Origin of the sequence: Paenibacillus xylanexedens (genome assembly GCF_017874615.1) — a bacterium.
GTDB lineage: Bacteria > Bacillota > Bacilli > Paenibacillales > Paenibacillaceae > Paenibacillus > Paenibacillus xylanexedens.
This window is the reverse complement of sequence record NZ_JAGIKV010000001.1, coordinates 23,925-41,440: the sequence shown is the minus strand read 5'-3', so window position 1 is coordinate 41,440 and position 17,516 is coordinate 23,925. Positions and strand designations below refer to the sequence as shown.

The following is a 17,516-nucleotide window of genomic DNA, read 5'->3' as shown; positions in this document are numbered from 1 at the left end:
CAGTCATCTTCTAATGCTTATAATTCATGCCATAGCAAGTGTGAAGGCGATAAGCAACATCAGCAGGCTGGTCGTTCTGACCATAGTCATATAAGGCCTGCTGGGTTCGGCTTCGCCCCGGGAAATCCAGCCATAGCGCAGATACCAGCCGAATTTTGGGAAACAGAGATTGATGATACAGAGTACCATGAATATAAAAAAGAGGGTTCTCATACCCATCTTCCTTTCTCACTTACATAACGGATCTTATTTTAACGTTTGCGTCTGGTAAAAAAGACTACAATCAAAATAATAATGATGATAATTAACAGAAATTTCATGTATGTTCCTCCTGGTGAGTAGTTAGGTTATTGTGGAATGTTAGTTATCAACTATTACCCATAAACCACATGACTTGAATAACTATGTTACAATTAAAATATATTGATTTAATATCAACACATTCCGACTGGTTAGTTTTCTCTCCTTATAATGTACGATTGCAGAATATATAAACATTAATGTGTGTGAGATGAAGGAGGAAGGCATGAGCCAACATAATCAACTCTCATTACAATGGGAATTTATCATCTCGAAAGTGAAATCCTCCGTGACGGTGGTCGATGCTACCTTGCCTGAGCTTCCGCTCATGTATGTAAACGAACACTTTACCCAACTGACAGGATACACGTATGAAGAGTCTGTCGGACACAATTGCCGATTTTTGCAAGGGCAGGATACAGACCCGGAAACGGTAATGCAGATTCGTGATGCATTAAAGAAACAACAGTCCATTAAGATTGATATCTTAAATTATACAAAAAGTGGTCAGAAGTTCTGGAACGAACTGAATATTGATCCGATCTTTAATGAATCCGGAGAGTGTTTATATTTTGTAGGCATTCAATACGATATTTCTGAACGGAAGTATGCCGAACAGCAGTTGAAGTTTGCAACTTCCATGGCTGAGATGAATAGCAGAGGGCAATTGGAATTCATCGGAAAGCTGAATCATGAGCTTCGTACCCCGCTTAACGGCATTATGGGCATGATCGAACTTGCCAGTATGGGTGAAACTACGGATGAGCAGAAAGAATATCTGGAGCTTGCACGTCAATCGAGTGAGGCACTGCTGAACATCGTTAACAATAGCCTGGATATGGCGAAACTGGGCAGAGGCAAAATGGATGTCGAAAACATTGAATTTCAGCCGTTGAAGCTGATCCAACAAATTGTGAAGACACATGAGCCTGCGGCACGGAATAAACAAATTCGTCTGCTCTGTCATGCTGATCTGAATGTTCCTGATGTGCTTATCGGTGATCCGCTAAGACTTCGGCAGGTACTGGATAATTTGCTGAGTAATGCAATTAAGTTCACAGAACAAGGTGAAGTGCAATTACAGGTGGATGTGAGGCAACAACTGATGGATACCGTTGTATTGGTATTCTCTGTGCGTGATACGGGAATTGGCATTCCTCAGCATCAGATCGAACAATTGTTTGATGCATTTACCCAGACCGACATCTCCCATGCGCGCCGATTTGGCGGAAGCGGGCTTGGGCTGACCATCTGCAAAGAACTGCTGGAACTGATGAATGGTCAGATTTCGGTGGAGAGTACAGAAGGGAAAGGTACACAGTTTGAGGTGACACTGCCCTTGCTGCGCCAACAGGCCATTCCCAATGTAGGATAATCAATCAAGCAGGACAGCCGGCGGTCTCGGCTGTTTTTTTTATTTTATTGGATTGTTTTACGAACGGGCGTTCTGTTATAATGCAAGTGTTGAATGGGGGAGACACAGCATGAGTAAGAGACGCACAAGAAGAAAACGCAAAGGCAAGCAAGGCTTTAAAAAGCAGGTTCTGACGCTGGTAGCGATGCTGCTGGTAGCCCTCTATGCCTGGGCTGGGGGAGAATGGCCGGAGGAGATACCTAATCCATTCGGTGGGACTAATAATAGTGTAGACCATACCATTACGTTCCCTTCAGAGCGTTATCCCGAAACAGCCAAACATATTAAAGCAGCTATCAAGGCAGGGCATTCGGATGTATGCACCATTGATCGTAATGGAGCGGAAGGCAATCGGGATTTATCACTTAAGGGTGTTCCAGTCAAAAAAGGTAAGGATCGTGACGAGTGGCCCATGGCGATGTGTGCTGAGGGAGGAACAGGTGCAGATATCCAGTACATTACCCCGAAAGATAATCGTGGTGCAGGTTCATGGGTAGGGAATCAGTTAAGTACATATCCGGATGGAACGCGAGTGAAGTTTGTAGTGAAGTAACAACAGGATATGGTTGGGCAGAAAAAAAGGATAGTAAGGCCTTTTTTGTGAGGCAGTGGCAGTATGGTACAGGATAAGTAGAAGAGAAAAACCAGACGTGCATGCGTCTGGTTTTTTGGTATAAAGTGCTGGCATAAATAGATCTAGTTAACGTATCTATACTGGAACTGGAGTTTCAAGGATTATAGAGCCGGCTATACGAGTTGCATTCCACTTAAATGATGAGAACGGATGCTTAACAGACGCGTAACATGTTCAACCTCATCAAACGGTATCCACAGATTTCCGTGAACCGTACGTAAGGAGAGAATGGATGTATCAGCGGTACGCTCGGGAAATCCGGTTACCGTCTGACCGCTTGTATTACGAACCATGATCTGTTGCTTGCGCCGGATGGCAATTTCTACCTCTTTTTTCATAAGTCATTGCTCCTGATTATGAGATGTTAAATCCATATGTCAATGTTTTCAATGGTTAATTTGTCTTCTTTATCTAGTCTATCAGAACTAGGTATAGATTTCCAGAAGAGAAATCAACATTCTTCTAGGTGATTTGTCTTAGCTGTGGATTAGCCGTTTTTGAATGGGGATTACGGGGTTATATTAGGGTAAAAGGAGGGGAACGGAATGACACAATTGATTATTGGGCTGGCCCGTACCGAGAACGAGGCTATAATTATGCTGAATAAGGTCAAAGAGGAAGGGATTAAGGATAAATATTTAGGAGCGGTGGCGAAGGAACAGCTTAATCTGGAGCTGGTGAGCGAAAAGACGGGGCTGCCCAAACCTTTGAAGGGTGCCGGAACAGATGGTGCCTTTGGCGCTCTGAAAGGCATATTGGCTGGTCTGGGGAAGCGAATGGATCAGACGATGTCGATCGGAAATGCAGTGCGTAGACTCGCTGGTAATGAGATTGGGAGTGAGACCGATGATTTGGTGCTTACACTGACTGAAGCGGGGATCTCGGAGGAGGATGCGCGGTATTACGAAGATTGGCTGTTAAAGGACCATATCTTGGTTATCGTGGAGTGCAGTGAGGAAGAAGCGGCTCGTGTTCGACCTATTTTACTTTTTTAGTTTAATTTAAGGCTGATTTTAGGTTTCTTTAATGTTGGGGAGGTATTCTTATCTCACACCTCCCTTAATATAGATTGGTTTACCGGAAGTCCGGGACCGCAACTCGGACTTTCTAGGCACTGTGAGCTGACGCTTGCAGTGCCTGTTTCATTTTTTTATTATTTTTAATAAAAGGTGTTGCAAAGTTAATTAGTTCATGGTAAGATATTTCTTGTCGCCAAGAAATACATAATCCTGCCGGGGTGGCGGAATTGGCAGACGCACAGGACTTAAAATCCTGCGGTAGGTGACTACCGTACCGGTTCGATCCCGGTCCTCGGCATCTTAAAAAGAAAGATCGTATGACGCTTGTTAACCAAGCTGCATGCGATCTTTTTTTGTGTTCTTTAATATGAATGTCACTTCATTGCAGACCACATCACCATGCAGCTCATAAACATAAACCCTGCATAATACATATCAGAAGGGACATTTACCTGACTTTTATGAAGAGAGAGAACAATGGTGTATACTATCTGTAGGCATATATTACCTTTACCTTGCTGAACGATATAGAGTCACAAAACCAATAAAACAATCTTATGGACGGAGGACTCAAGTTTATGTTGAAACAGCTTAAGCCATACAAGGTGTTACAGGAGCGCAGAATCGAAGAACTGAAATCGGATGCGTATCTGCTTGAACACCAGAAATCCGGGGCCAAAATTGTACTTTTGTCCAATCAGGACGACAACAAAGTATTCAGTATCGGTTTCCGCACACCTCCGGAAGATGATACAGGGGTAGCCCATATCCTCGAACACTCCGTGCTCTGTGGGTCCAAGAAATTTCCGGCCAAGGATTCTTTTGTTGAGTTGCTGAAAGGTTCATTGAATACATTCCTTAACGCCATGACGTATCCGGATAAGACGATCTACCCGATCGCAAGCCGTAATGATCATGACTTCCATAACCTGATGGATATTTACCTGGATGCGGTATTGAATACAAATATTTATGAGAATGAAAAGATATTTTTGCAGGAAGGCTGGAATTACAATCTGACCTCTGCAGATGATGAGTTAACCTATAACGGAGTTGTATATAACGAGATGAAGGGTGCCTTTTCTTCACCGGAACGAATGGTGCGCAGAGAAGTGCTGAACTCCCTTTTCCCGGATACCACATACTCCTCCGAGTCTGGCGGATTCCCGGAAGCTATTCTGGATCTAACGTATCAGGGGCTGCTGGATTTCCACACGAGATACTATCATCCTTCCAACAGTTACATCTATCTCTACGGCGATATGGATATGGAAGAGAAGCTGCAATGGCTGGATGAGAACTATCTGAGTGCATATGATCGAATCGAGATTGATTCGGCCATTCAACTTCAACCTGCCTTTGCAGAACGGGTAGACACAGTTAAGACTTACTCTGCGGGAAGTACGGAATCGGAAGTGGATAACAGCTTCTTGACCTATAACGCGGTAATTGGCACAAGTCTGGATAAGGAACTGAACATTTCGTTCCAAATTTTGTTATACGCCCTGCTGAACGCTCCGGGAGCGGTACTGAAGCAGGCGTTGCTGGATAAGGGCATTGCCAAGGACGTCTACGGTTCGTATGATGATAGCCTGTATCAGCCTGTGTTCACGGTTGGACTGAAGAAGAGCAATCTGGCGAGCAAAGAGGATTTCTTGGGAACGGTCAAAGAAGTGCTTGAGCGTGTGGTAAAAGAAGGCTTTGATCCAAAGGCGCTGCTTGCTGGAATTAACTCGTATGAGTTCAATCATAGAGAAGCGGACTATGGCAGAATGCCGAAAGGCCTGATTTACGGATTCTCCTCCCTGCAAAGCTGGTTGTACGATGAAGAAGCACCTTTTACTCATTTGGAAGCCAATGACGTATTTGCTGAACTGCGGACAAAAATGAACGAAGGTTACTTCGAGCAACTGATTGAGAAATATATTTTGCAAAACACACATACTTCCTTTGTGGCGCTAACCCCGGATAAGGGGCTGAACTCACGCAAAGAAGAAGCGTTGAAAGAACGTCTGAAAACCATTCAAGCCGGTCTTAGCGAGGAAGAAGTTCAGACGTTGATTCAGAAAACGGAGGCACTCGCCGAGTATCAGAATACACCTTCAACCAAAGAGCAACAGCAGGTCATTCCGACGTTATCGATTGAAGATATTGAACCAAAAGCCTCTACGTTGCATCAAACGGTGAACCAGGTCGACGGCACAACCATTCTCCATCATAACCTGTACACCAACGGAATTGGTTATCTGAGACTGCTGTTTGATATTAAAGAAGTGCCACGTCATCTCCTGCCGTATGCAGGATTGCTCAAGAATGTACTGGGTTACGTGGATACTCAAAACTACTCGTTTAATGAATTGTCCAATGAAATCCACATCCATTCAGGCGGTATTCATAGCGGGATTGGATCTTATGCTAACGCGCATAAGCACAATGAATTCAAGGCTACCTATGAGTTCAACGCAAAAGTGTTGTATGACAAGCTTGGATTTGCCTTTGATATGATCAAAGAAATCGTGTTCACTTCCCAATTCGATAATTCGAAGCGATTGTATGAGATCATCTCTCAGATGAAAGGTAATCTGCAACGTAATCTGATTAATAGCGGACACTCTGCGGGAATTGGCCGGTCTTCGTCCAAACATTCAGCGGTCGCGGATTTCAGAGAAGCTGTGAGTGGCATTGCCTTTTACCAGTGGCTTGAGGATCTTCAGGCGAACTTTGAGGCTAGAAAAGAAGAGTTATCTTCCAGTCTGCAAGAGTTGACGGGGTATATTTTCAGACCGGAGAACTTGCTTGTTAGTTATACTGCGGATGAGCAGGGATATGAAGGACTGGAGCAACAGGTATTCGATCTGAAAGCGAAGCTGTTCACACATGAGGTTGCCAAGGAAGAGTTTACGTCCACACCGGCTACTCATAAGGAAGGATTCCGTTCTCCTTCAGAGGTGCAGTACGTGGTGCAAACAGGCAATTATATCGACAAAGGATATCAATACACCGGTTCCCTACGGGTCTTGCAGGGTATCCTGTCTCTGGATTACTTGTGGACCAATATCCGCGCCAAAGGCGGAGCTTATGGTTGTATGTCAGGCTTCAGACGGAACGGAGACAGCTACGTTGCATCGTATCGTGATCCGAACCTGGATAAAACGTACAAAGTATATGAAGAGATACCGCAATATTTGACCGATTTCCGGGCAGACGAGCGGGAGATGACGCGTTATATCATTGGTGCGATCCAGGATCTCGATACGCCGAGAACCCCTTATGGCGAAGGAGCATTCTCGCTGGAGTGTTATCTGTCGAATGTGACTGAAGCGGATCTGCAACAGGAACGTGACGAAGTGTTAAACACGAAGGAAAGCGACATTATCGGTTTTGCTGAGCTTTTATCGGCCATACTTGAGCAGCAACAGCGCTGCGTGATCGGTAATGAGAACAAGATTGAGGAACAGAAACAAATGTTTGACGAAACGCTGGATTTAATCAAAAACTAAGCATTAGTCGTTTATTTCCGGATCAAATAGGCGTCAAAGCGAAAGGCACTTTTATGAGCTGGTTTCAACAGCTTATAGAAGTGCCTTTTCTTATGGGGAGGGACTGTCTCCATCCATATGATATGAGAATGTGTGACGCGCTGCGTTATTCAAGTGACAGCGAGCATGTTGTATATTTTCAGGGTCCGCAGATCTTCCTTTGAGATTTTTAATTCATTATATAACTCCTGATTCTCGGGCAGCGGGGTTCTGGAAAACAACATTTTGAGCGCGATAGGCATGAAAGGTCTGAAGGAGACACCAGCCATCAGTCCCCATTTTTTCTCCGATTCCTGAAAAGACGCCAAAATATTAATATATAGATTCTCCAGCGGCGTGGCCTGATTTTTCAAAATCAGCGTGGTGAGTGTATCATAATGCTCGGTGTGGCCCCAATACATATTCTCGCACTCCTGGTAGTTCTCAAAATCCTTCACATTCATATACATCACGGTGCGATAACGGTTGGCATCCGATTGAGCCATCATGTCAATGACACAACGAATGAGACTGTTGTTACGCCCGTCATAGAAGTAAGAATAGAAACGGGTGGAGTTCTTGAAAAAGCTGGACGGGACCGCATTCATCAGGGGAGATGCATGCCTTGGTTCTTGGTACAAGAGTTGCTCCACCTGGATGTTGAGTGCGTTAGCAATATGATGTAACGTGACCAGATCAAGTGTAATATCTCCGCTCTCATATTTGGACAGGGTGCCTTTGCTTTTGAAGATCTGATCCGCAAGCTGTTGAATGGTCAGTCCCCGCCACTTCCGAAAGTTTCGTATTTTCTTGCCAACTTCCTGATTGATATTGTTCATAACCGGTTCTCCTTATGCAATGTTTCTTGAGAGTACGTGAAAATGATGAAAGTCATTCATAAAAATGATGTTATATGAGAAATATATCACTTTTTCACGGAAATACCTATTTTGAAGAAACAATAAACTTCATTTGTTTCGTCAGAATAGATTGTGTTGCATTTGATGCAACTCCTGCATCATGAAATAATAGGTGTAATACGACATGAAACGACAATGAAAAAGTAAAGCAGATAGAGGAGCAGAAGCTATGAAATATAACTTTGATGAGATTATCGACCGCACAGGAACAAATGCCATGAATACGGATGGTTTCCGTCAATATATTTTTAACGCCACAGAGGACATGACTTTTCCATTTAAGGATGAAGAATTTATTCGCATGTGGATTGCAGATATGGAATTTGCCACACCTCCCGAGATTCTGGATGCAGTTAAGGAGCGTCTAGACCGTAGAATTATGGGTTACTCCCAGGTGTTTGATCCGGCGTATTACGAAGCTGTCTCGAACTGGATGAAAAGATACTATGACTGGTCCTTCCCGAAGGAACATTTGGAGACCTCAAACGGGATCATTCCCGCTTTGTATGAACTGGTGGAATATATCTGTCAGTCGGATGAGAAAGTACTGATCGTGACCCCGTCTTATGGTTTTTTCAAGTCAGCAGCGGAGCATAACAATCTTGAACTGGTGTGTTCGGATATGATCAACGAGCAGGGGCGTTACTCGATTGATTTTGAGGATTTTGAAGCCAAGGCCAAGGATGAGAAGGTAAGGGTATGTATTTTCTGTAACCCCCATAATCCGTCTGGACGTGTCTGGACAACGGAAGAGTTACAACGTGTGGGTGAGATCTGTCTGAGGAACAATGTATGGGTCATTTCGGATGAAATTCACTGTGATCTGCTGCGGACGGGTAAGAGACATACGCCACTTGCAAAGCTGTTTCCGGATACGGATCGAATCATTACATGTATGTCTCCGAGCAAAACATTCAACATGGCTGGTCTGATGTTCTCCAATGTCATCATTCCGAACAAAGCACTTCGAGACATCTGGCAGGCACGCCATTATGGTTTCAAAAACCCACTGAGCATTGCTGCCACTCAAGCGGCTTACGAAATGGGTGATGAATGGCTGAAACAATTAAAAGGTTATTTAGACGCCAATTTCGCCTGCGTAGAACAGTATGTGAAGCAACATCTGCCACGGGCTGTTTTTCACATCCCGGAAGCCACGTATCTGGCCTGGATTGATATCTCGGCATATGCTCCCGAACATGTAAGTTTACCTTTATTCTTCGCTGAGCAAGCGGGTGTATTGCTCGAAGATGGTCATATGTTTGTAGCCAATGGTGAGGGTTGTATTCGGTTGAATCTGGCTTGTCCGCGTTCTGTCCTTCAGGAAGGGTTACGAAGAATCAGTAGTGTGCTTGTGAAAGAAGTCGAAGAGGTGCCCGTTCAAGTATAAATTCATCAAGTCATCACGCAACAGCGAGGTGACTTTTTTGTATGAGTATACGGAATGTAGCAAGAATACGGTTTTTTTTGAGGTGAACGTATACCTGATGTGCAATTCTGGTCTGCTGTCCCCGGTTATGTTAAAATGGTGGATAGTCTATGAGTTGCATGACATGCGGCTCTCAGAAGGAAGAGCCCAGTAGTTGGGCTGAACGAAACTGCATTCACCAGGGGAAAGGAGTCTATACATATGTTTGGAAACGATTGGGACAAGGTGCTTCAGGAAGAGACGGAAGCCGAATATTTTAACAAGATTCGTTACACCCTCGCCGCCGAGTACAAAACGCAGACGGTCTTTCCGCCCAAAGAAGACCTGTTCTCCGCACTGAAGCTGACGCCATATCATCAGGTTAAGGCCGTTATTATTGGTCAGGACCCTTATCACGGAGCGGGACAGGCTCATGGATTAAGCTTTTCGGTTAGACCGGGGGTACGTGTACCTCCTTCTCTGAAAAATATATATAAGGAACTTCAGGCAGATCTGGACCTGCCGATTCCGAATCATGGATCTCTGGTTCATTGGGCACAGCAGGGAGTCCTGCTATTAAATGCAGTTCTGACGGTTCGTGAAGGTCAGCCGAACTCCCATCAGGCATTGGGCTGGCAGACGTTTACGGATGCTGTCATTCGTGCGTTGAATGAACGTTCAGAGCCGATGGTATATATGCTGTGGGGCAGTCATGCCCAGAAGAAAGGTGCATTTATTAACAGGGACAAGCACCTTGTACTGGAGTCTACACATCCCAGTCCGCTGGCTGCGCATCGTGGATTCCTCGGCAGTCGTCCCTTTTCCAAAGCCAATGATTTCTTGACCTCCAAAGGTATTGAACCGATCGATTGGAAGATACCTGAAAACTAGACAGATGGAGGTGAGAACATTGCGACATTGGATAGGACGAAAAGTAGCGGTATATCGTGCAACAGGCATACGGGAGCCATTAAAGGGAACGCTGGTCGAGTGGGATGAAGAAGCGGAATGTGTACGAATCGGACCGAAACGGATTAAGGTATCGTTTGACAATATCGCAATGATCAGACCTCTTCCCGAAGAGAGTCTTCCCTTAAAGAAAGCACGTTCTGAAGTACACAAGGTTGGCTATGTGATGAAAAAGGCGATTCAGTTCGAAAATGCGATCTATTTCAAGTCACAGGTTATGATCTGGCGCCGGGCCAAAATTGTAGCGTTATCCACGACGATTCTGCGTCATGACGAGGATCAGGTTGAACTTGCAGATGGTCGAGTTCTTCGTAAAGACAAGCATATGTTTGTCGTACGTTCACGCCGTGGGATACGTTAGTACCACAAAGATTTAATATTCATTTCATGCAAAGATCATACGGATTTAATGTTCTGTCTGTATATTAGGTAATAACAACCCCTTCTAAATTGATGTGTATTGAAATGGGAGCCCGGCCGGCTGCAAACGGTCGGGTATTTTTTTGCCCATTGGTTCTGTTAACCTGTTGTACGTTGTACATACCCATTACAATCATGTTGTATACTATTAAAATAGAAAATTGAACTAAACATTTACACGAGAACGTAGAGGGCAGAAATAACCTGAAGAAGCGAAGCGTTCGCCTTTATCAGCAGATTTTCACCTTTGTAAAATTGAATTAAAAAATCTGGGGATAACAGCGATCGGAAGGTTGTTCTGTCATCGAAGTGGCAAGTGTAAATATTCTTTAGTTCAATCTAAAAAGATCATGAGAAGGAGTGAAACCCAATGAAACGTATAGCTGTTTTTGCAGGCTCCAATCCGGGAAATCACCCCGATTATACAGAGAAGGCTATTCAACTGGGCAAACAGATTGCTGATAGTGGTTATGCACTGGTCTATGGTGGTTCTTGCATGGGCTTGATGGGTGCAGTAGCCGATGCTGCTCTTGAGCAAGGGGGAGAAGTAATCGGGGTTATGCCTACCGGTTTGTTCCGGGGCGAGGTTGTTCATGGAGGGCTCACACAACTGATTGAAGTGGGAACCATGCATGAACGGAAGGCTACGATGGCTGAATTATCCGATGGATTCATTGCACTTCCCGGAGGTATGGGTACATTTGAAGAACTATTCGAGGTACTGTGCTGGGCACAGATCGGTATTCATCGTAAGCCTGTTGGCTTATTAAATGTCAACGGATATTATGGACCGCTGATGAAGATGGTAGAACATAGCGTACAGGAAGGATTCTCCAACACCTCCCATCTCAGTCTGTGGAGTCTGGAAGCTGATCCGGCTGAACTGATCAAACAAATGTCATCCTATATTCCTGCAGAGCTGACTCAGAAGTGGTCACAACTCAACGGGAAATGAGTGCATAGGAAGACGGGCCTGAATTCACTTGTTCCTCGGGAGAATTTTTGATCTGCCCAAGCAAGTTGCGCTACCGGACATAGTCTATAGTGTACTTCGATGAAGAGGGGAGTGTCACTCATGAGCGAACTCAAAGGTACAGGTTACGGATATAGCGGAGGCTTCGGTGGTGGAGCATGGACATCGACAGGTGCAATTCTGGTATTGTTTATTCTGTTGGTTATCATCTCTCGCACATTCATTCTGTAATTCGGTCAGTATCCCGGGACGGGGATCACGCTGCAGAGGCAGCGCCCGAATAAAAAATAACCTTTCCAAAGAGACGTCGGTATCTCCCGGCGTTTCAGGGGAACGGTTTTTTGACGTTTCCAGCATACGTTGAGTATTTGAAAAAGCAAAAACCTGCCCCTGAATAAGGTCAGAAGCAGGAGAGAGCCTCCTGAGCCAATAGCTGCGCAACAAGCAGTCTACACCACAACAGCAGTTTGATCGGGAACACTTAACGATTTCCAGGCGATATATAGCCCGATGGCGGCTGCAATTAAGGAGAGTATTGCTGCAACAATAGCCAGCTGATCCAGTGTACTGGATGAAGTGGAGTTAAAAGAACGCTGATTAGCCGTCTTGCCGGATTTGTTTTTGATATGGACAGATGTTCTGGAAAGCCTGGAAGCCGACTGTAACTGGGATGTGTGAGGACGCGTAGGTATCGATTTTTTCTTTGAGGGATTCAATAGTCAACCTCCTTATAACGGAGTTCAGTGCTTCCATCGTTCATACTATGTTATGTCGATTTTCAGATTGAGTTCGCAAAAATGAGTGAATCCCCAGCCCGTTAGCTGTTGAACCCGTTCGCTAGTATCAGCGAAGCAGGTAACCCATTATACGCTCTGTTAATACAGGTCTAACAAACGGTGTTTATAGTGAGGATCATAGAGTGAAGCTTGAACACAGGAGGCGATGGAATGAGGAACATGGAGATTATTGCCCACCGCGGTGCATCTGCCGTATGCCCGGAGAATACGATGAGCGCTTTTGAACGGAGTCTGGAGCTTGGAGCAACAGGCATCGAAACCGATGTGCAGATGACGAGTGATGGCAGATTGGTACTGATTCATGATGAGACGTTAAGTCGAACTGGCGGCGCAGAAGGTTGGGTTAAGGATACGACATACGATCAATTGCGCACACGGGATGCGGGGTCCTGGTTCCATGCTGATTTCACCGGGGAACGTATTCCTTCTCTGGAGGAGTTATTCAAACTGGTACAGGGGAAAGGAACACTGCTTAATCTGGAATTGAAAAATGGTATTGTGAGTTATAAGGGGATGGAGGAGAAGGTTATAGAGGCAATCCAGGACTGGAATCTGGAGCAACAGGTCGTGCTGTCCAGCTTCAATCATGCTTCGCTCGTGAGATGTAAACGTCTTGCCCCGGAGATTCGTACAGCACTTCTATATATGGAAAAGTTATATCGTCCCTATGATTATGCTGCCAAACTCGAAGCTACCGGCCTTCATCCCTACAAGCTGGCCATCACACAAGAAGATGTTGCTGCTGCATTGGCACATGGCATTGTTACCTATCCATTTACGGTGAATGATCCTGCCGAGATGCAGGCCATGATTGACATGGGCGTGCAAGGGATTATTACCGATGTTCCGGATGTCCTGGCATCCTTACTTACGGTACATGCCCGTTAAACGAGTCTGTATTTTACATGTTCTACATATGCAATGATAAGGCTGTGTTCGAGCTTTTTGGCTCCTGCGCAGCCTTTTTGCGGGTAAAATTGTGTGCAAATCTTCATATATGCAATAAACATGTCCTATTTGTCCATTGCCAGCGCCCGTGGATTCCCTTACAATGGTCTATGGGAATGAGAATCAATATCATTAAAGTTTGGCATTTATAGAGAGGTGATTGTTATGTACATAGGTTTGAGCAGCTCCACTCATAACGAGGGTGGGCGCGTATGAGTTCACAAGCTTCACCAGAAAAACATAATCCGGATTCACCCACAGCGAAGATACACACTCGTCCGTGGGCGGCCACACTTATTCTTACAGGGGGAGTTTTGCTACTCGCTCTGGGTATGGCGTTGTCCATTTCTTTTGGTGCTGCTGATATTAAGCTTAGTGTAGTCTGGAAGGCCATCTTCGACTTCAATCCTGAGCTGACTCCACATCAGATCATATGGGAGATTCGGTTGCCGCGTATTCTTGGCGGGGCGATGGTCGGTGCATGCTTCGCTGTAGCTGGTGCGATCATGCAAGGCATGACCCGTAACCCGCTGGCCGATTCGGGTCTGCTTGGGCTGAATGCGGGCGCTGGATTTGCGCTTGCGATCTGTTTTGCCTTTTTCCCGGGCTTGCCGTTTATGTACATCATTATGTACTCATTCATTGGAGCAGGGCTTGGTGTTCTGCTGGTGTATGGTTTTGGTGCAGCTTCCAAATCAGGCCTTACACCTCTGCGCCTTGTGCTTGCAGGTGCAGCTGTATCAGCGATGCTGTCAGCACTCAGTGAAGGGATCGCATTGTACTTCAGAATTGGACAAGATCTGGCTTTCTGGACAGCCGGTGGTGTAGCTGGAACGAAGTGGTCTCAACTGGAGGTCATGTTCCCATGGGTTCTCGCTGCACTGATTGCAGGTCTTCTCATCTCCCGTTCCATTACTCTGCTTAGTCTCGGAGAAGATATTGCCGTGGGCTTGGGCCAACGTACGGGGCTGATCAAGCTCGTGGGCCTGATTGTTGTACTGATCCTCGCAGGTACGGCGGTGTCCGTCGTGGGTGCGGTTGGTTTTGTTGGACTCATTATTCCCCACCTTACGCGAAAAATAGTTGGGGTGGATTATCGTTGGATTATTCCATGTTCCGCTGTAATGGGCAGTCTGTTGCTTGTATTTGCGGATCTGGCTGCAAGAATGATTAACCCGCCGTACGAGACGCCAATTGGCGCATTGGTTGCCCTAATCGGGGTACCGTTCTTCCTGTATCTGGCGCGTAAAGAAAGGAGGACTCTGTAACGATGGAATCCTCAACAATAATTGGAGCAGAGCGTAAAAAGAGAGCCAAGAGTGCGATTGTCCTTATTGTGCTTGCCCTATTAATTATTACGGCTTTTGTGGTGAGTATGAACACAGGTTTTACCAAGCTTTCCCCGCTTGAGGTGATGCGTACCCTGTTTGGCGGAGGAACGGCGAAACAGGAATTGATCCTGTTTGAATTCCGTCTGCCACGGATTGTGATTTCGGTGCTGGTCGGGGCCGGACTTGCGTTATCTGGTTGTATTTTGCAGGGAGTATCTCGGAATGCGTTGGCAGATCCGGGTATCCTTGGGATTAATGCAGGTGCGGGACTTGTCGTCATGTTATTTGTTTCCTTTTTCCCGACAACCACAGCGGCTCCTGTATTTCTGTTGCCAATTCTGGCCCTGATCGGTTCAGGTTTTGCTGCATTTCTGATCTATGTGCTCTCTTACAAAAAAGGAGAGGGCATTATGCCTACTCGTATGTTACTTACGGGGATCGGGGTAGCCGCAGGGATCAGCTCGGTCATGATCGTGCTTACCTTGCGGCTTAGTCCAGAAAAGTATCAGTTTGTAGCGACCTGGATGGCAGGCAGCATCTGGGGTTCGAACTGGAAATTTGTAACGGCATTGCTGCCGTTTCTAATCGTTCTTGTACCGATTGTTCTGTATAAGGCACGTGTATTGAACGTACTTAATCTGGGTGACCAGACTGCGAGTGGACTTGGGGCTCCAGTTGAGCGTGAGCGGCTGATTCTGCTTGCGGCTGCCGTAGGGCTTGCCGGCTCATGTGTATCTGTGAGCGGGGGCATTGGTTTTGTCGGTCTGATCGGCCCGCATTTGGCACGTCGTCTGGTGGGTCCAAAACATCAGTTCCTGTTACCCGCATCTGCACTGGTCGGCGCATTGCTCGTGCTCGTTGCAGATACGCTGGGCCGTGTCATACTGCAGCCTTCAGAGATACCTGCCGGTATCCTGGTTGCCATTATTGGTGCGCCATACTTCCTGTACCTTTTAAGCAAGACGAAATAGAACGTAATCATCATTGTGTGATTGCATAAGGAGGACTTCAGTCCATGCTTCGCCGTTTCTTTGCCTATTATAGGCCTTACAAAAAGCTCTTTATTCTTGACTTCAGTTGTGCGATTTTAGTCGCCCTGCTGGAGCTGGCATTTCCACTGGCGGTCAACCGGGTAGTCGATGATCTGCTGCCAGGCGGTCGCTGGGACTGGATTCTATGGGCGTGTCTGGCATTGCTGGGCATCTACTTATTGAATTCATTCCTGAACTTCGTGGTTACCTATTGGGGACACAAGCTAGGTATTAACATCGAGACGGATATGCGTAAAAGTCTGTTTAATCATGTGCAGAAGTTATCGTTCCGTTTCTTCGATAATACGAAAACAGGACACCTCGTTTCCCGCATGACTAACGATCTGATGGATATCGGCGAGATCGCCCATCATGGTCCAGAGGATGTATTTATCGCGGTGATGACACTGATTGGTGCATTCAGCATCATGATGAGCATTAACGGGAATCTTGCGGTTTTAACCTTTATCATCGTTCCGCTGATTATTTATCTGTCACTCTACTTTGGTAGCAAAATGTCCAAGGCATTCAGCCGAATGTTTGGTGATATTGCGGACTTCAATGCTCGCGTAGAGAACAATATTACAGGTATCCGTGTTGTTCAGGCTTTTGCTAATGAAGAGCATGAAAAAGCACAATTCGCTGTGAACAACGGTCGTTTCCGTCAGACGAAACTGATTGCATACAAAATCATGGCCTGGAACTCCTCTGTCAGTTATATGCTGATGAAGCTGGTATCCCTCTTTGTCCTGGTATGCGGAACATGGTTTGTCATTCAAGGCAGTATGACCTACGGTCAGTTTATTGCATTTATTATGTTGTCCAATGTGTTCTTGACACCGATCCAGAAGATCAACTCGGTTATCGAGACGTATCCCAAAGGGATTGCAGGCTTCAAACGTTATACGGAGCTGCTTGATATGGAACCGGATGTGGAAGATCGTCCAGGAGCCGTTACGGTATCCCATTTGCGTGGAGATATCCGTTATGAGCAAGTGACCTTTGGTTATTCCGATCAGGAACCTGTTCTCAAAGGTATTGATCTAAACGTACGTGCAGGTGAAACTGTAGCGCTTGTCGGTCCATCGGGGGCAGGTAAAACAACGCTATGCAGTCTGCTGCCGCGGTTCTATGATGTGCTGGAAGGTCGCATCACAATCGATGGGCAGGAGATACAGGATATGACACTAGACTCGTTGCGTAGTCATATCGGAATTGTACAACAGGACGTGTTCCTCTTCGATGGAAGCATTCGGGAGAACATTGCCTACGGTAAGCTGGATGCATCCGAAGAAGAAATCTGGATGGCCGCTAGACGTGCCCAGATGGAACCTTTGATTCAATCCATGCCGGAAGGATTGGATACGTTAATTGGTGAACGCGGTGTGAAGCTGTCCGGTGGACAGAAACAGCGTTTGTCTATTGCCCGTATGTTCCTGAAAAACCCACCAATTCTGATCCTGGACGAAGCCACATCCGCGCTGGATACAGAAACGGAAGCGGCGATTCAGCAATCCCTTGCTGAGCTGTCTGAAGGCCGGACTACGCTGGTTATTGCTCACCGATTGGCTACGATCAAAAATGCAGACCGCATTATTGTCGTTGCTGAACAAGGCATTACGGAGCAGGGACGTCATGAAGAATTACTCGCAGCAGGTGGGGTGTACAGCCGCCTTCACTATGCGCAGTTTGGCGCGTAACCTATCCTATGTGGATGTAACAATGTAAATACGAGAAGTAACGCCATCGTTCTTGACTTGGAAGGAGTCAGGACGTTGGCGTTTTTTTCTTTTTCATGATCAATTGTGGGTCAGGGGTACTGTGCTCATATCTG

Annotated in this window: 17 protein-coding genes and 1 tRNA gene; 14 read left to right on the top strand and 4 right to left on the bottom strand. The window is 45.9% G+C overall.

The window, feature by feature from the left end; genetic code table 11:
* Positions 1 to 24 precede the first annotated feature (24 nt).
* A complete protein-coding gene (locus tag J2Z28_RS31605; RefSeq protein WP_051447369.1) occupies positions 25 to 213 on the bottom strand; it encodes a DUF6199 family natural product biosynthesis protein in 189 nt (62 codons plus the stop codon).
* 313 nt (positions 214 to 526) lie between these two features.
* Here J2Z28_RS31605 and J2Z28_RS00240 point away from each other — a divergent pair, with 313 nt between their 5' ends.
* The gene (locus J2Z28_RS00240) at positions 527 to 1,675 is read left to right on the top strand and encodes a sensor histidine kinase (RefSeq protein ID WP_211080757.1); all 1,149 of its coding nucleotides are present in this window, start codon (positions 527 to 529) and stop codon (positions 1,673 to 1,675) included.
* Between the two features lie 109 nt (positions 1,676 to 1,784).
* The gene (locus tag J2Z28_RS00235; RefSeq protein WP_211080756.1) at positions 1,785 to 2,267 is read left to right on the top strand and encodes a NucA/NucB deoxyribonuclease domain-containing protein; all 483 of its coding nucleotides are present in this window, start codon (positions 1,785 to 1,787) and stop codon (positions 2,265 to 2,267) included.
* 194 nt (positions 2,268 to 2,461) lie between these two features.
* Here the strand turns inward: J2Z28_RS00235 and J2Z28_RS00230 are convergent, their stop codons facing one another.
* Entirely contained in the window at positions 2,462 to 2,686 is a 225-nt protein-coding gene (locus J2Z28_RS00230; protein ID WP_091028538.1) for a hypothetical protein, read from the bottom strand.
* A gap of 207 nt (positions 2,687 to 2,893) precedes the next feature.
* Between J2Z28_RS00230 and J2Z28_RS00225 the strand changes: the two genes are divergently transcribed.
* The 3 genes from J2Z28_RS00225 to J2Z28_RS00215 all read left to right on the top strand — a co-directional run bounded on the left by J2Z28_RS00225 (position 2,894) and on the right by J2Z28_RS00215 (position 6,867).
* Entirely contained in the window at positions 2,894 to 3,343 is a 450-nt protein-coding gene (locus tag J2Z28_RS00225) for a general stress protein (RefSeq protein ID WP_047843724.1), read from the top strand.
* Positions 3,344 to 3,579: 236 nt separating this feature from the next.
* A tRNA-Leu gene (locus tag J2Z28_RS00220) sits at positions 3,580 to 3,665 on the top strand.
* Between the two features lie 280 nt (positions 3,666 to 3,945).
* Positions 3,946 to 6,867: an insulinase family protein gene (locus J2Z28_RS00215; RefSeq protein ID WP_211080755.1), complete on the top strand. Its 2,922-nt coding sequence runs from the start codon at positions 3,946 to 3,948 to the stop codon at positions 6,865 to 6,867.
* A 149-nt stretch (positions 6,868 to 7,016) separates the two neighbouring features.
* On the opposite strand, the gene J2Z28_RS00210 is transcribed toward J2Z28_RS00215, so the two are convergent.
* Positions 7,017 to 7,724 (bottom strand): helix-turn-helix domain-containing protein, encoded by a 708-nt coding sequence (locus J2Z28_RS00210; protein WP_017687366.1) that lies wholly within the window; start codon positions 7,722 to 7,724, stop codon positions 7,017 to 7,019.
* A gap of 250 nt (positions 7,725 to 7,974) precedes the next feature.
* Between J2Z28_RS00210 and J2Z28_RS00205 the strand changes: the two genes are divergently transcribed.
* The 5 genes from J2Z28_RS00205 to J2Z28_RS00185 all read left to right on the top strand — a co-directional run bounded on the left by J2Z28_RS00205 (position 7,975) and on the right by J2Z28_RS00185 (position 11,806).
* On the top strand, positions 7,975 to 9,195 hold the full coding sequence (locus tag J2Z28_RS00205) for a MalY/PatB family protein (RefSeq protein WP_211080754.1): 1,221 nt from the start codon (positions 7,975 to 7,977) through the stop codon (positions 9,193 to 9,195).
* A 240-nt stretch (positions 9,196 to 9,435) separates the two neighbouring features.
* Positions 9,436 to 10,104, top strand: coding sequence for a uracil-DNA glycosylase (gene ung, locus J2Z28_RS00200; RefSeq protein WP_047843722.1), 669 nt, complete (start codon positions 9,436 to 9,438; stop codon positions 10,102 to 10,104).
* Positions 10,105 to 10,123: 19 nt separating this feature from the next.
* Positions 10,124 to 10,543: a hypothetical protein gene (locus J2Z28_RS00195; protein ID WP_017687369.1), complete on the top strand. Its 420-nt coding sequence runs from the start codon at positions 10,124 to 10,126 to the stop codon at positions 10,541 to 10,543.
* A gap of 429 nt (positions 10,544 to 10,972) precedes the next feature.
* Complete coding sequence (locus J2Z28_RS00190) at positions 10,973 to 11,557, top strand: LOG family protein (protein WP_076250810.1); 585 nt, start codon at positions 10,973 to 10,975, stop codon at positions 11,555 to 11,557.
* Between the two features lie 120 nt (positions 11,558 to 11,677).
* On the top strand, positions 11,678 to 11,806 hold the full coding sequence (locus J2Z28_RS00185) for a sporulation protein YjcZ (RefSeq protein WP_211080753.1): 129 nt from the start codon (positions 11,678 to 11,680) through the stop codon (positions 11,804 to 11,806).
* A 218-nt stretch (positions 11,807 to 12,024) separates the two neighbouring features.
* Here J2Z28_RS00185 and J2Z28_RS00180 read toward each other — a convergent pair whose 3' ends face one another.
* Positions 12,025 to 12,291 carry a hypothetical protein gene (locus J2Z28_RS00180; protein ID WP_211080752.1) on the bottom strand — a complete coding sequence of 89 codons (267 nt, stop codon included), beginning with the start codon at positions 12,289 to 12,291 and terminating at the stop codon, positions 12,025 to 12,027.
* A 231-nt stretch (positions 12,292 to 12,522) separates the two neighbouring features.
* On the opposite strand from J2Z28_RS00180, the gene J2Z28_RS00175 reads away from it, so the two are divergent.
* The 4 genes from J2Z28_RS00175 to J2Z28_RS00160 all read left to right on the top strand — a co-directional run bounded on the left by J2Z28_RS00175 (position 12,523) and on the right by J2Z28_RS00160 (position 17,382).
* Positions 12,523 to 13,260 carry a glycerophosphodiester phosphodiesterase gene (locus J2Z28_RS00175; protein ID WP_211080751.1) on the top strand — a complete coding sequence of 246 codons (738 nt, stop codon included), beginning with the start codon at positions 12,523 to 12,525 and terminating at the stop codon, positions 13,258 to 13,260.
* 272 nt (positions 13,261 to 13,532) lie between these two features.
* On the top strand, positions 13,533 to 14,588 hold the full coding sequence (locus J2Z28_RS00170) for a FecCD family ABC transporter permease (RefSeq protein WP_211080750.1): 1,056 nt from the start codon (positions 13,533 to 13,535) through the stop codon (positions 14,586 to 14,588).
* Between the two features lie 2 nt (positions 14,589 to 14,590).
* Positions 14,591 to 15,622, top strand: coding sequence for a FecCD family ABC transporter permease (locus tag J2Z28_RS00165; protein ID WP_211080749.1), 1,032 nt, complete (start codon positions 14,591 to 14,593; stop codon positions 15,620 to 15,622).
* 44 nt (positions 15,623 to 15,666) lie between these two features.
* The gene (locus J2Z28_RS00160; protein WP_076250814.1) at positions 15,667 to 17,382 is read left to right on the top strand and encodes an ABC transporter ATP-binding protein; all 1,716 of its coding nucleotides are present in this window, start codon (positions 15,667 to 15,669) and stop codon (positions 17,380 to 17,382) included.
* Positions 17,383 to 17,516 lie beyond the last annotated feature (134 nt).

What these genes read in the sequence shown, in the direction of transcription:
- J2Z28_RS00185 (WP_211080753.1), top strand. Translation starts at nt 11,678, where the DNA reads ATGAGCGAACTCAAAGGTACAGGTTACGGATATAGCGGAGGCTTCGGT.
- J2Z28_RS00205 (WP_211080754.1), top strand. Translation starts at nt 7,975, where the DNA reads ATGAAATATAACTTTGATGAGATTATCGACCGCACAGGAACAAATGCC.
- ung (WP_047843722.1), top strand. Translation starts at nt 9,436, where the DNA reads ATGTTTGGAAACGATTGGGACAAGGTGCTTCAGGAAGAGACGGAAGCC.
- J2Z28_RS00210 (WP_017687366.1), bottom strand. Translation starts at nt 7,724, where the DNA reads ATGAACAATATCAATCAGGAAGTTGGCAAGAAAATACGAAACTTTCGG.
- J2Z28_RS00225 (WP_047843724.1), top strand. Translation starts at nt 2,894, where the DNA reads ATGACACAATTGATTATTGGGCTGGCCCGTACCGAGAACGAGGCTATA.
- J2Z28_RS00175 (WP_211080751.1), top strand. Translation starts at nt 12,523, where the DNA reads ATGAGGAACATGGAGATTATTGCCCACCGCGGTGCATCTGCCGTATGC.
- J2Z28_RS31605 (WP_051447369.1), bottom strand. Translation starts at nt 213, where the DNA reads ATGAGAACCCTCTTTTTTATATTCATGGTACTCTGTATCATCAATCTC.
- J2Z28_RS00165 (WP_211080749.1), top strand. Translation starts at nt 14,591, where the DNA reads ATGGAATCCTCAACAATAATTGGAGCAGAGCGTAAAAAGAGAGCCAAG.
- J2Z28_RS00190 (WP_076250810.1), top strand. Translation starts at nt 10,973, where the DNA reads ATGAAACGTATAGCTGTTTTTGCAGGCTCCAATCCGGGAAATCACCCC.
- J2Z28_RS00240 (WP_211080757.1), top strand. Translation starts at nt 527, where the DNA reads ATGAGCCAACATAATCAACTCTCATTACAATGGGAATTTATCATCTCG.
- J2Z28_RS00160 (WP_076250814.1), top strand. Translation starts at nt 15,667, where the DNA reads ATGCTTCGCCGTTTCTTTGCCTATTATAGGCCTTACAAAAAGCTCTTT.
- J2Z28_RS00170 (WP_211080750.1), top strand. Translation starts at nt 13,533, where the DNA reads ATGAGTTCACAAGCTTCACCAGAAAAACATAATCCGGATTCACCCACA.
- J2Z28_RS00230 (WP_091028538.1), bottom strand. Translation starts at nt 2,686, where the DNA reads ATGAAAAAAGAGGTAGAAATTGCCATCCGGCGCAAGCAACAGATCATG.
- J2Z28_RS00215 (WP_211080755.1), top strand. Translation starts at nt 3,946, where the DNA reads ATGTTGAAACAGCTTAAGCCATACAAGGTGTTACAGGAGCGCAGAATC.
- J2Z28_RS00235 (WP_211080756.1), top strand. Translation starts at nt 1,785, where the DNA reads ATGAGTAAGAGACGCACAAGAAGAAAACGCAAAGGCAAGCAAGGCTTT.